At 51.1% G+C, this 13,751-nt stretch carries 10 protein-coding genes; 5 read left to right on the forward strand and 5 right to left on the reverse strand.

Annotated features, from left to right (window positions below; genetic code table 11):
- Positions 1-34 precede the first annotated feature (34 nt).
- From B4W65_RS09145 to B4W65_RS09155, 3 genes are all read left to right on the forward strand, one after another.
- Entirely contained in the window at positions 35-1,276 is a 1,242-nt protein-coding gene (locus B4W65_RS09145) for an aminotransferase class I/II-fold pyridoxal phosphate-dependent enzyme (RefSeq protein WP_088654848.1), read from the forward strand.
- A gap of 187 nt (positions 1,277-1,463) precedes the next feature.
- Positions 1,464-1,811, forward strand: coding sequence for a BlaI/MecI/CopY family transcriptional regulator (locus B4W65_RS09150; protein WP_394335454.1), 348 nt, complete (start codon positions 1,464-1,466; stop codon positions 1,809-1,811).
- A gap of 18 nt (positions 1,812-1,829) precedes the next feature.
- Positions 1,830-3,344 (forward strand): M56 family metallopeptidase, encoded by a 1,515-nt coding sequence (locus B4W65_RS09155; protein ID WP_088654850.1) that lies wholly within the window; start codon positions 1,830-1,832, stop codon positions 3,342-3,344.
- A 113-nt stretch (positions 3,345-3,457) separates the two neighbouring features.
- Here the strand turns inward: B4W65_RS09155 and B4W65_RS09160 are convergent, their stop codons facing one another.
- Together B4W65_RS09160 and B4W65_RS09165 are read right to left on the reverse strand one after the other, a co-directional pair.
- Positions 3,458-4,324: a transglutaminase-like domain-containing protein gene (locus tag B4W65_RS09160; RefSeq protein WP_088654851.1), complete on the reverse strand. Its 867-nt coding sequence runs from the start codon at positions 4,322-4,324 to the stop codon at positions 3,458-3,460.
- A gap of 39 nt (positions 4,325-4,363) precedes the next feature.
- Positions 4,364-5,239, reverse strand: a complete 876-nt coding sequence (locus B4W65_RS09165) for a nucleoside phosphorylase (RefSeq protein WP_088654852.1) — start codon at positions 5,237-5,239, stop codon at positions 4,364-4,366.
- 124 nt (positions 5,240-5,363) lie between these two features.
- Between B4W65_RS09165 and B4W65_RS09170 the strand changes: the two genes are divergently transcribed.
- Entirely contained in the window at positions 5,364-5,822 is a 459-nt protein-coding gene (locus tag B4W65_RS09170) for a DUF4293 domain-containing protein (RefSeq protein WP_088654853.1), read from the forward strand.
- A gap of 130 nt (positions 5,823-5,952) precedes the next feature.
- On the opposite strand, the gene odhB is transcribed toward B4W65_RS09170, so the two are convergent.
- Together odhB and B4W65_RS09180 are read right to left on the reverse strand one after the other, a co-directional pair.
- Positions 5,953-7,212: a 2-oxoglutarate dehydrogenase complex dihydrolipoyllysine-residue succinyltransferase gene (gene odhB, locus B4W65_RS09175; RefSeq protein ID WP_088654854.1), complete on the reverse strand. Its 1,260-nt coding sequence runs from the start codon at positions 7,210-7,212 to the stop codon at positions 5,953-5,955.
- 19 nt (positions 7,213-7,231) lie between these two features.
- Positions 7,232-10,048 carry a 2-oxoglutarate dehydrogenase E1 component gene (locus tag B4W65_RS09180; RefSeq protein WP_088654855.1) on the reverse strand — a complete coding sequence of 939 codons (2,817 nt, stop codon included), beginning with the start codon at positions 10,046-10,048 and terminating at the stop codon, positions 7,232-7,234.
- Between the two features lie 125 nt (positions 10,049-10,173).
- On the opposite strand from B4W65_RS09180, the gene B4W65_RS09185 reads away from it, so the two are divergent.
- Positions 10,174-13,050 (forward strand): PD-(D/E)XK nuclease family protein, encoded by a 2,877-nt coding sequence (locus B4W65_RS09185; RefSeq protein ID WP_088654856.1) that lies wholly within the window; start codon positions 10,174-10,176, stop codon positions 13,048-13,050.
- A 3-nt stretch (positions 13,051-13,053) separates the two neighbouring features.
- On the opposite strand, the gene trmD is transcribed toward B4W65_RS09185, so the two are convergent.
- Positions 13,054-13,731, reverse strand: a complete 678-nt coding sequence (gene trmD, locus B4W65_RS09190; RefSeq protein WP_088654857.1) for a tRNA (guanosine(37)-N1)-methyltransferase TrmD — start codon at positions 13,729-13,731, stop codon at positions 13,054-13,056.
- Positions 13,732-13,751: the final 20 nt, after the last annotated feature.

Below are 13,751 nucleotides of genomic sequence, written 5' to 3' on the forward strand. Positions count from 1 at the left end.
CCTTTGCCCGGGAAATAATTAAAAACTTATTAACGTGGATATTTTTAATAAGATAAACGCCAACATGGGCCCGCTGGGCCAATATGGTAAAGAAGCTCATGGTTATTTCATGTTCCCCAAGCTCGAAGGGGAGATTCATCCAAAAATGAAGTTCCGTGGCAAGGAAGTCCTGACCTGGAGTTTGAACAACTATCTGGGATTGGCCAACCACCCCGAGGTGCGTAAGGCCGATGCCGAAGGGGCAAAGGACTGGGGACTGGGCTATCCCATGGGTGCCCGTATGATGTCGGGACACACCAGTCTGCACGAGGAACTCGAAGCCAAACTGGCCGATTTCGTTAAAAAGGAGGACGCCTACCTGTTGAATTTCGGTTACCAGGGCATGGTTTCTATCATCGACACCATTGCCAACCGCAACGATGTAATTGTTTACGATTCGGAATCGCACGCTTGCATCCTGGACGGACTGCGCCTGCATATGGGTAAGCGCTATGTGTTTCCGCACAACAATATGGAGAACCTGCGCAAGCAACTCGAAAGAGCTACTGCTCTGGCCGAAAAGCAAGGCGGAGGCGTACTGGTTATTACCGAAGGGGTATTTGGTATGGCCGGCGACCTGGGGCACCTCGACAAAATCGTGGCCCTGAAAAAGGATTTCGAATTCCGTCTGTTGGTTGACGATGCGCACGGATTTGGCACCATGGGTAAAACCGGCGCCGGCGTAGCCGAACACTACGGTGTGGAAGATCAGGTGGATCTTATTTTTGGCACCTTCGCCAAGTCGATGGCCGGAATTGGCGCTTTTGTCGCCGGTCGCGAAGACGTAATCAGCTATCTGCGGTACAACATGCGTTCGCAGATCTTTGCCAAATCGCTGCCCATGCCTATGGTCGTGGGGGCCCTTAAGCGACTCGAATTGCTGAAGAACCAGCCCGAATTGCGTGAGAACCTATGGACCGTTGTCAATGCCCTGCAAAAAGGCTTGCGCGAGCAAGGCTTTAACCTTGGCGTTACCGAAAGTCCGGTTACTCCCGTCTTCCTCGATGGTACAGTTCCCGAAGCCACAGAGCTGACTATGGACCTGCGCGAGAATTACAACATCTTCTGCTCCATTGTGGTGTATCCTGTTATACCCAAGGGCCAGATTATGCTGCGCATCATTCCCACGGCAGTGCACACCCTCGAAGATGTGGACTACACCATCAAGGCTTTTGCCGAAATCAAAGAAAAACTGGAAGCAGGCAAATACAAGAGCGACAAAATCGCCAGTTTATAAACCGCCTGAAAGTCTTATATTTAAAGGGCTGCCTGTTAAGGTGGCCCTTTTTTTTGTATTTTTTAACTAAATCTTTAGTCGAAAAGTAAGCCAAGGTGTTGACTGACTAAGAAATTAGTCATAAGTTTGCAGAGAAGGAAGGACAAAAACAAGTGATATGCAACTTACAAAAGCAGAAGAACAGGTAATGCAAATACTTTGGCAGCTCGAAGAAGGGCCGGTAAAGGACATCAGGGAGCAATTCCCGGAGCCCCGACCCGCCCGAAACACGGTGTCGACCATCGTGCGCATCCTGGAGAAAAAAGGCTATGTGGATCATAAGACCTATGGAAACGTTCATGTGTATTATCCACTGGTGCAAAAAGAGACCTATTCAAAGAGTCAGCTTTTTGGTCTCATCAAAAACTATTTCAACAATTCCTTTCCGGCTATGGCCTCCTTTTTTGCTAAAGAAAAGGACCTCTCTGCAAAGGAACTGGAACAGTTACTCGAAGAGACCAAAAAAGAACTGGCCCAACAAAACAAAAAGCAATAAACCCAAAACAACCTTTGTATGACACCTTTTCTCTTATACCTCATCAAAGCCAACCTTTGGATCAGTGCTTTTACTTTGGTTTACCAGTCTTTTTTGCACAACCAACGCTATTTTTCGCTCAACCGACTCTACCTGATTACGGGTATGTTGGCCACCCTGCTTTTGCCCCTCATTAAGGCACCAAGCCGCCTGCCATGGTTCTCTAAAGGGAGTACGGAGACTGTCGCAGCCGGCAAGGCCTTTGCCGAACTCCCTGTCTTTAATGGAATAGTGGAAGCGACTTCAACAACATCGGAGCCGCTGCTCAGTTCCTTCCTTCCTTACATCATTCTGGCAGGTGCTGCTGTTGTATTGTTGCGCCTGCTTTTTCAAACCATTAACATCTGGTCCCTGATTCGCCAATCGGAGACCGATCAACGGTCGGGCTTTCGCCTGGTCACCTCCACCAAAGTAAGCGCCTCCTTTTCCTTCTTTTCCTATGTGTTTGTCCATCCTTCACTTTCAGCACACGAAATCAGGGAAATTCTGAAACACGAGGCCGAACACATCCGACAGCAACACTGGATGGATTTAATTTTGGGAGAACTGTTGACGGCCCTGATGTGGTACAATCCTTTGGTATGGCTTTTCAACCGACATGTTCGTGAAAATCACGAATACCTGGCCGATGAGCAGGTGCTGCGCAACAGTACCCAACCGGGCACTTACAAGGCCGTTCTGCTCAACCAGCTGCTGGGGGCTGAAGTCATCCGCCTGGGACATTCATTCAGTTATTCACTCAACAAAAAACGATTTGCTATGATGACCCAACAAAGCACCCATACCATCCAAAAACTGAAGTTTTTATGGATTATTCCAGCCCTCGTTTTGGTAGCCCTATCCTGTGCTGAACTAGACGAAAAGTACGGCCTTGAGGAAAGCGAGACAAACAAAACCATCCCACCCCGCGAAGACGGCATGCTCTATGTTATCGACGGACGTATTCACGATGTCAACGACAAGGTACTAAGCGAGGTTATCTCCCCGGACAACATTGCCTCCATAGAGGTAGTTAAAGGCGAAGAAGCCATGAAGCGCTACGGTAATCTGGGAAAAAACGGAATTATTGAGGTCAATACCCTTTCGAAGGATATTGTGTCACGTTTAAACAGTTATACAGAGGCAGCTATAGAAAAAAGCGCCATGGAAAGCGTCTTTCCCAAAGACCATAAAGGAGGTGAGATTTATATGTTTGTAGAAGAAATGCCTGAGTTCCCGGGAGGCCAGGAAGCACTCATGAACTATCTGGCCACCAACATCAGATACCCGGCAGCCGCTATAGAACAAGGCCTTAAAGGGCGTGTTTACGTCCAGTTCGTAATTAACACGGAAGGGAAAACCGAACAAATTAAAATCCTTAGAGAAGCACACCCCTTGCTCGACAACGAAGCCTACCGCGTAGTAGCTGAAATGCCCCGTTGGAAACCCGGGATGCAGAGCGGCGAGGCGGTCAGCGTCTCCTATACGGTTCCCGTTAACTTTGCCCTGGAGTAGGAAGATCTTTAATCCCGGCTCAAAACACAAGCCTGACTTGTGTGGAGGCTGCCCGATTGTGGCAGCCTCTGCTTTTTAAGCAAGCAGGTAAGAAGCATCAACTACGCTTTTCTTCAGGCAAAGAGCGACAGCAATTCTCTGATTTCTTCTACCTTTTCGGGCTGATTGCTGCTTTCAAAAGCAAAGACCAGATTATTGAGCATGCGCTGCACAATGTCCTTATTGCTGCAGGGCAAATAATAAGAAGGATTGGGCTCCAGCTTTTGCTGCTTTACAAAAAACTCAATTTCCTTGCGCCCCAAAACTGCGCCTTTATTGATGGGATTCAGGTAAAAAAGAATGGAGATTTCTTCTCCTTTGTTGCCGGACACCAAATCGCCCCCCTCGTCAAGGTAGGCCAAAATAAAGTTCTTGGGCAAATTGACCCCGTACACCGGTAAACCCAGCCGTTGTGCCACCACCGAATAAATCACCGAAAGAGAAATGGGATTGCCTTTTCGGGTATCGAGCACATCGCAAATCAAAGAATTCTGAGCCGCCATAAAATTGGTGGTATTGCGCCCAAAACCATGCACATCAAAAAGAATATGGTTGATCACCCGCACCTTTTCCAGGGCAGTCAGGTGATCGTTAAGCTCCAGCCACACATCCTTGCGCAGTTGGTTTATTTTCAAATCCAATTCCTCGTAACGCAGGCCGGGGTATTGGTAGCGCGCCACCAGCCAGGCGCCGTAGAGCAAATCCTCCGGAGCAGCCAGCCATTGACGGAGACGACCCTTTACATCCTTAAACTGCAGCGTGTGGATCAAGTTCTCGAGACGTCGCTGATAGGTGGAGTCGTAGGTCGATTCCCAGGCCTTTTCCAGATCGGGAACAATGTCCACTTCCTCCTTCAGCAACTCCCCCTCCACGGTACTAAAAATCTCGTCGCTGGGATCATCCAACAGAGTAATGAGAGCGAGTACTTTATTTCTTTCCATACAAACAGCTTAGGTACAACAATACAAGGAGTGCCAGACCTAACGGCTGAGCCGTTCAAGTACATATTCGACCAAACGACGCACCTCAGCCTTATAATCCTTGCTGTAGGTGCCTGCCAGACGATTGGCAATAATTACGCAGACCGTGGCCGCTTCATGCCCCAAGAGGCCAGCCAGACCATAAATGGCAGAGCACTCCATCTCGTAGTTGGTAATGCGCTCTTCACCATGGCGAAAGGCAGTAATGCGTTCGTTGATATCGGGCATGGCCAGGGGCAGACGCAAAACCCTGCCCTGGGGGCCATAAAAGCCGGGAGCCGATATGGTGATGCCGGTCTTTACCTGCTCTCCCTTCAAGCGTTCCAGCAAAAGTGAACTGGCAGGAACAACATAAGGCGCAGTCAATTCAGGCAACCAGCCCGTGCTTTGCACAAAGGCTTTTTCGAGCCCCAAATCACAGAGGGCATCCCTTCCGGCATAAAAATTCAGCAAACCGTCAAAGCCCATGGCCTTTTCACTGAGCAACCAGCTGTCGGCCGGCAAATCCTTTTGCAGAGCACCCGAAGTACCCATGCGGACGAGGTTTAAACTGCGGTGTTCGGCCTTGGGCTCCCGTGTAGAAAAATCAATATTGACCAAGGCGTCCAGTTCGTTCAGAACAATATCAATGTTATCGGTACCTATGCCGGTCGACAGGACCGTAAAGTCCTTACCCCTATATGTTCCGGTAGCCCAGACAAACTCACGGTTACGACCTTCACATTGGACGCTTTCAAAAAAAGAAGCCACCAACTCCACCCGACCGGGATCCCCTACCAACAGGACGTTGTCGGCCAACTGACCGGGCTTAATGTGCAGGTGAAAAACACTGCCATCCGGATTTATGATCAATTCAGATTCTGCAATTCTGGCCATCGACATACATTTTGTTGGATTCAAATTAATAAAAAAAAAGCCACACTCCAACAAAATTCTTATCAACAGCCCTGTTCATTACATAATTCGGGGCATATTTCGTATTTTTGCAAAAAACATAATCATGATTCAACGTATTCAAACCGTCTATTTATTTCTGGCGCTGTTATTTACCAGCAGCTTGTTCTTCCTCGATATGGCGCAGCTTGCCTCAACAAACAGCACTTACCTGCTTAACTTCCAGGGGCTGGTTGAAGCCAACAAACCCACAGAACTGCTGATGCCCGCCACCGCTTTAAGCATACTGCTGACTATGGCCGCAACCCTCACTCTGGTCACCATCTTTCTTTACAAGAAACGGGTGCTGCAAATCAGACTATGCGCCCTCAATCTGGGTCTGCACGCCGGTCTCTCCATTATGATCTATTACTTTGGAAAGGCTGCGGCCCGCGAGTTCCAGGCAGAACTCTCTTTCGACTGGCCCCTTGTACTGCCCCTCGCTGCCCTCATCCTCATTGTACTGGCCCTGCGTGCCATCGGAAAAGACGAAGCCCTCATCCGCAGCCTCAACCGCATCAGGTAGAAACGGCGGCTCCGCCGCCGTGCGGACTTCAGTCCGCTTACCAGAACAGGCGCTCCGCGCCTGACCTATTCCTCCCAATCATAACCCAGGACTTCAGTCCTGGGGCCGGCGTAGGCCGGCGAGCCCCCCCCTACACATCCAACAGCACCGCCCCAGGCTCCCGATCGCCCGTCAGCAAAGCCAGCGGATCCTCGATCCGCTTCTTCACATCCACGAGGAAACCGACCGAATCCTTTCCGTCGATCAAACGGTGGTCGTAGCTCAAAGCCACGTACATCATGGGACGAATCTCCACTTTACCGTTGATGGCTACGGGGCGCTCCACAATGTTGTGCATACCCAGGATGGCCGACTGTGGCGGATTGATCAAAGGGGTAGACAGCATGGAACCAAAGACGCCACCATTGGTGAGGGTAAAAGTACCGCCACTCATTTCTTCGAGACTTACCTTCCCACTGCGCACCTTATCGGCCAGGGACTTCATATCGCCCTCAATGGCCGCCAGTCCTTTGCTGTGCACATCACGAATAACCGGAACCATCAGACCTTTGGGACCTTGCATGGCCACGGAGATGTCCACATAGTTGGGGGTCAGAATTTCTTCGCCATCGAGCATACTGTTGACCATCGGTCGCTTCAAAAGCACCTGAGCAGCTGCTTTCAAAAAGAAACTGATCAAGCCGACCTTATAGCCATATTTTTTTACAAAAGCATCCTGGTACTTGCTGCGCAACGCCATGAGGGCCGACATGTCCACCTCATTAAAGGTGGTAAGCATAGCGGTTTCGTTTTTCACCTGCACCAGGCGCTTACTCAACTGTCTGCGCAGGTTACTCATGCGCTCCCGTTCTATGTCACGTTCGGCAGCAATGGAGCTCCCCACACCTCCTCCGGCACGCAAATCCAAAACGGCATCTACTTCGCGCGAGGACAGCTTGCGCAAGCCCTTCAAAACCTCCTCAGCCGAAAGTCCCTCCGCCTCCATTTTAGAACGTGCCAAAGGCGTGCTCTTCATCCCGGTTGGCGCGGCTGCAGGAGCCTCCTGTGCTTCCTTTCCGGGCGCTTTCCCGGCCGGTTTTGCAGCGACTTTTTCTGCCGGGGTTTCTTCCGAAGCAGCTTCCTCAGGGCTATCCTCCTCCACATCGGGCACTTCCACTGAAGTGTCGATGCGACAGGCAATGGCATTCACCTTAACCGTACTGCCGGCTTCAACAACAATCTCCAGCTTTCCGCTTTCCGGAGCCGTAAGCGACAAAGTGGCTTTGTCCGATTCAATCTCAGCCAAATCCTGATTGCGACGAACCAGGTCACCGTTGGCCACCAGCCAGTTGGCCAGTTCTACTTCCGTTATAGATTCCCCGGGGGTGGGTACTTTTACTTCTATTATCATAAGGTTCCTGACTTTTTTATTAAATGGAAAAACGCCGTGGTTCAACAAAATAATAATGCGCCTTTAATATTTCTTCGCGCGACTTGCCTTCCATACAATCGAGATTGCAATAGGGCAGCTTCAACTCGCAGTGACATTTTTTAAAAACCCGGCCAATAATTTCACGCTGGCCCACATTGTGGAGGCCCAACAGACCGGTAGCGGGACTGGCACTGGCCAGTCGCGCCACTGGCACAAGGGCCTCGCCCGGCATCATACTGCGCACATAGTTCCAGGCACCCATATTCTCCGGCTCCTCCTGCACCCACAGCTTCAGACGGGCATTTTTGTATTTCTTCAACACGGCAGCCACCTGCTTCTTAGGGAAGGGATGCAATTGCTCCACCCGCACCAGGGCCACGTCCCGTGCTTCCAACTCCTCCTTACGGGCCAACAAATCGTAGTATATTTTCCCGCTGCAAAGCACCACGCGACTCACTTCATCCACATCCACATTCACATCGTCAATCACTTCTTCAAAGCCCCCATCCTGAAAATCTTCCAAAGAAGAAACACATTTGGGATGGCGCAGCAAGCTTTTCGGAGTAAACACCACCATGGGCACCTGAAAGTCGCGCTTCATCTGACGACGCAGGGCGTGAAACAAGTTGGCCGGTGTTGTAAAGTTCATCACCTGCATGTTGTTGCGGGCGGCCAGATTTAAGAAACGCTCCATACGTGCACTCGAGTGCTCCGGTCCCTGCCCCTCAAAACCATGCGGCAGATACAGCACCAGTCCGTTCATCAGACCCCACTTCTCCTCGGCCGAACTGATGTACTGATCCACAATCACCTGGGCCACATTAAAGAAGTCGCCAAACTGCGCCTCCCAAATGGTGAGCCCATTGGGAACGCCAAGCGCATAACCGTACTCAAAGCCCAGTACGCCGTATTCGGACAACAAGGAATTGTAAGCATTGAAGGAAGCGGGATTGTCGTCGAGATGCCTCAAGGGCATGTAGCGCTCGTTCATATCCTCCACCGTAAAACTGGCGTGACGGTGCGCAAAGGTGCCCCTTTCCGCATCCTGTCCACTCAAACGAACCGGATGCCCTTCGGTCACCAAAGTCGCATAGGCCATCAACTCAGCCATGGCCCAGTCGGCACGCCCGCTGTCCATCATCTTCTTGCGATCCTCTAAAATCTTGTACACCTTCGAAAAGAAAGTCCTGTTCTCCGGCAAATGATTCAATTGCTCACACAAGGCGTGCAAGCGTTTCAGGGGCACCCCGGTGGCTACCGCCTTTTCAAAATCCTCCGTTTTGGGATAGCGGTAACTGCTCCACAAATCCGGCATAAAGCGGGCTATCGACAACTTGTCTATTTTTCCCGAGGCCTCAAACTCCTTTTCCAAATAGGCATCGAAGCGGTCGATTTTCGCCTGCAACTCTTTGGCCGACATCACGCCCTGCTTCACCAACTCCCTGCCATAAATCTCGCGTGAGTTGGGATGAGACGCAATCACCTTATAAAGTGTAGGCTGCGTAAAACGGGGCTCATCGCCCTCGTTGTGACCATATTTTCGGTAAGATAAAATATCGATAAAGACATCGGTATTGAAACGCTGGCGGTACTCCATCGCCAATTCAAACACATAAACGATGGCCTCGGGATCGTCGCCATTGACATGAAAAACGGGACTGTTGGTGACCTTGCCCACATCGGTGGAATAAGTACTGGAGCGCGCCTCAATATAGTTGGTGGTAAAACCCACCTGATTGTTCACCACCACGTGAATGGTGCCGCCCGTCTTGTAACCCGGCAACTTGGCCATTTGCACGACCTCATAAACCACCCCCTGGGCAGCTACTGCAGCGTCGCCGTGCACAATCACAGGCACCACCTTATCAAAATCGCCCTGGTAAGCATGTTCCACCCGCGAACGGGCCAGTCCTTCAGCCACCGGCGTTACCGCCTCCAAATGCGAGGGATTGGGCAACAAGCTTACCCGCACCTCCTTGCTCAGGGTCTTCACCACATTGTCAAAACCCAGGTGGTATTTCACATCACCCAGCGAAACCGTATCGTCGTACTCATCGGCCACAAACTCCTTAAAAATTTGCCGATAAGGCTTACCCAGCACATTCGAAAGCACATTGAGTCGACCCCGGTGGGCCATACCAATCACAAACTCCTCGGCACCCAGCTCGCCCCCCTTATTCAAGAGCGCTTTCAAGCCCGGTATGAGACCCTCAGACCCCTCCAGCGAAAAGCGTTTCTGGCCCACAAAGCGCTTGTGAATAAAAGCCTCAAAACCTACGGCCCGCTTCAGAAAACGAAAAATGGTTTCCTTGCGCTCCTTGTCGTAGTCGGGCAAATTCTTCACCGATTCCATTTTCTCCCGCAGCCAGGCCACCACCTCAGGAATGCGTACATAAAGAAACTCTACTCCAACACTCTGACAGTAGGTATCCTGAAGATGCTGCACAATCTGGCGCAGGGGGGCGGGACCAATACCAATTTGACTGCCAGCCTGAAAAACGGTGTCGAGGTCCGACTCCGACAAGCCGAAAGTCTCCAAGTCAAGGGTGGGATGGTATTGTCGCCGGGCCCTTACCGGATTGGTCTTGGTAAAGAGGTGTCCCCTTTGCCGGTAACCATGAATCAGGTTGATTACATTAAACTCCTTGTCGATGTAATCGCCCGAACTGCCCTTAAAATTGGCCAGGGCAAAATCAAAGCCCTTAAAAAAACTCACAAAGGCCGGATCAACCGAAGCGGGATCCTTTTTGTACTGTTGGTACAATGCCTCCACAGCGCCTGGTTCGCTGTTCCCGACAAACGAATATTCATCCATAATAACTGTTGCTGCTTGCGCGCTTAATACTTCCTTAAATTAGTATTTTTAATTCAAACGAGCCTTACTGCCCCACCTTAAATTTGCTTTCCCTATATTTGAAGTTCGTACCACAAACATACAGCATGCAAAGTTTTTTGGAACGCCTGGCGCAGTACCACGTCTCTCATCATTTAACAGAAATAAACGATTTTTGTTTTGTTTTCCCGAGCCGAAGAGCTTGTATCTTTTTTGAGCGTCAGTTGGCCCGTTTGGTAGAGCAACCGGTATGGTCGCCCAAAATAATTACCATCAGTGAGTTTTTCCGTGAAGTAGACCCCACTCCGGTGGCCGACAACATCACGCTGTTGTTTCGGCTGCACCTGAGTTATTGTCGCGTTATGCAAAGCGACATCAGCATCGATGAATTTCTTCCGCTTGGAGAGATGCTGTTGAGCGATTTCAACGATACAGACAAGTACCTGGTCGACCCCAAAGAACTGTTCGCCAACCTGGCCGCCATAAAAAAAATGGAGGTCGATTACACCCATCTGGATGAGGACCAGGTGGCGGCCATCCAGAGTTTCTGGGAGACTTTTGACCCGGAGCGCCTGTCGGAACAACAGCAAAGCTTCTTAACCGTTTGGGAACGCTTGCACGAGTTGTACCAGGCTTTTCGCCAGGATTTGGACCAGGAAGGCCTGGTGTACGACGGCATGCTGCTGAGACGTGTGGCAGAGCGGGTGGCACAAAGCAAGCACCTGCCCCTGCCCTACAAGAAAGTCGTATTTGCCGGCTTCAACGCCCTCAACAAATGCGAGAAAAGGATATTTCATCAGCTCTACTTCCAAAACAAGGCCACTTTCTTTTGGGATTATCCTCGGCAGATACTGGAAGAAAAAAGCGACCCGGCCCATCCCGGAATCCGCGTGGGTCACGAAGCCGCCTTTTTCATCAAAAGCAACCTAAGCGACTTTCCGTCGCCGCGCGACTGGGAAGCGCCCTTTGCCGATAAGCTGGCCGACATAACCCTGTCGGCCGCCTCCAACGAACTGGTGCAGGCCCAGGTGGCGCAGGACTTCCTCTCTGAGGTGGCAGCAGCCACCGCAGCAAAGGAAAAAACGGCCCTCATCCTGGCCGACGAGCAGCAGTTGCTGCCCATTCTCCACTCCATCCCCGAAAGCTACCCGGCCATCAACATCACGCTGGGTTATCCCATCAAAAACACACCGGCCTTTTCGCTCGTTGAAAACCTGCTGGCCTTGCAAAAAACCACGCGCAAAACCCGCGAAGGAAAAACCTGGTACTACCATCGGGATGTACTGGCCCTTCTGCGCCATCAATACCTGAAAACCATATTGGGACAGCAAGCCGGAGAACTCATTCAGCAGCTCATCGCCTCCAACCAGCTCTTTATCGAAGCCGCCACCCTGGGCCACGATACACAACTGCAGAGCGTCTTCCGAAAAGTAAATACCACTCCGGAACTGACCGACTACCTCAACGAAATATTGCTGCTGGTTTATCACAAACTGCGCGACATGGAGGGAAAGGAATTGGAAATGGAATTCATCTTCCACCTCTACACCACCATTAAACGCCTGAGCGATGTGCTGGGACAGCTGCCCCAGCAACCCCAGCCCGCTACCTGGCAGAGCCTGTTTCGAAAACTGGCCGCTGCAGCCTCGGTGCCCTTCCAGGGCGAGCCCCTGGAAGGCTTGCAGATAATGGGTCTGCTCGAAACCAGGGCCCTCGATTTCGAAAACCTCATTATCCTGGGCATGAACGAAGGGGTTTTCCCAAAAACCACCCCACCCAACTCCTTCATCCCCTTTAATCTGCGCAAAGGGTACGACCTGCCCACCATCGACAACCAAGACGCCATATTCGCCTATTATTTTTATCGCCTCATTCACCGGGCCAAACGCATCAAACTGGTGTACACCACCTCCCGCTCGGCCACCGAAGAGGGCGAAATGAGCCGCTTTTTGCAACAATTGTACTACGAATACCCCGGCCAATTGAAAGTGGAAACCCCGCTGCAGCAGGTCGACATTCCACTGCAACCCATAATGACGGCCGAGAAGACCCCGGAGGTGCTGCGCATCCTCAACAATTGGAAAAGTCCCGGCAAGCGCGACCTGTCGCCCAGCGCATTGAGCCTCTACATCGAGTGTCCCTTACGATTCTACTACCGCTATGTGGCCGGCATTCGCGAGCCCGAAAGCATCAGCGAGGACCTCGACCCGAGGGTTTTTGGCAACCTCTTTCACGAAATGGTAGAGCGCCTCTATACCCCCTGGCTGGGAAAAATGGTCAACGAAAGCGACCTGGAACAATGGCTGAAACAGCCGGACAAAATACGCGACCTCATGGACGAGATTTTTGAAAAAAACATCCCCTTCATCAGGCAGCGCAGTGGCGAATTCAACGATTTACAGGGCAAAAACAGTCTGGTGTACGACATCCTGCAGCGCTACATTCTGCGCTTTCTCGAATGCGAAAAGCAAAGCACCCCCTTCCGCCTGCTGGCCCTCGAAGAAAAAGTCAGCATGCAGCACCCCGTCAACGAGCAGCTGAAAGTAAATCTGGGCGGTTTAATTGACCGTACCGATGAAAAAGAGGGGGTCATCCGCATCATCGATTACAAGACCGGAAAGGCTGGAAAAAAAATAAAGGCTGTGGAAGAACTCTTTTTGAGTGAAAAGCACAGCGACAACAAAGCCGTTTTCCAAACCCTCCTTTACAGCCTCATCAAAGCTCAGCAAGTGGGGCACACCGATATTGAACCAGGGGTAATTGCCGTGCGTGAGCTGTTCGACAAGCAATACGACAACAGCTTGCTGTTGAAAGAAGACAAGCGTTTTGAGAAGTTGAATCTGGCCAGGGTGGAAGCCGACTACACCGAAAAATTAAACGCCCTGCTGACCCGGCTTTTTGACCCCGAAGTTCCGTTTACCCAGACCGACAACCGGAAAGCCTGCGAATACTGTGCCTTTAAAAAACACTGTCGGCGCGACTAAAGCTTAGTCTTCCAACAAATCGGGGCGCAACTTTCGGGTTCGTGCCAAAGCCTGCTCCTCCCGCCACTGGTCTATTTTTGCCTGGTGACCAGAAAGCAGTACCTCGGGCACCTTCCAGCCCTTATACTCGGCGGGACGGGTATAAACAGGAGGGGCCAACAGATTGTCCTGAAAGGAATCGGACAAAGCCGAAGTCTCATCACTGAGCACTCCGGGAATCAAACGCACCACCGCATCCACCAAAACCGCTGCCGCCAACTCGCCACCGGTCAACACATAATCACCCACAGAAATCTCCAGGCTTACATAATTATCGCGCACCCGCTGATCTACCCCCTTGTAATGCCCACAAAGCAGAATCAGATTGCCCTTAAGCGAGAGTTGATTCACCAATCCCTGCTTCAGGGTTTGCCCGTCGGGCGTCAGATAGATCACCTCGTCGTAGCTGCGTTCCCCTTTCAGTTGGTCAATAATACGCGCAATCGGCTCAATTTGCATGACCATACCGGCACCGCCCCCAAAGGCATAGTCGTCCACCTTCATGTGCTTATCGCTAGAGTAATCCCTAATGTTGTGCAAAACCAACTCCACACTGCCCTGGTCAACGGCGCGACGAAGAATGCTTTCGGAAAAAGGACCCTCAAACATCTGGGGGAAGAGCGTTAGTACATCTATGCGCATAGCTTTAAATTTGGCGCAAA

It is taken from the genome of Geofilum rhodophaeum, from assembly GCF_002210225.1.
GTDB lineage: Bacteria > Bacteroidota > Bacteroidia > Bacteroidales > Marinilabiliaceae > Geofilum > Geofilum rhodophaeum.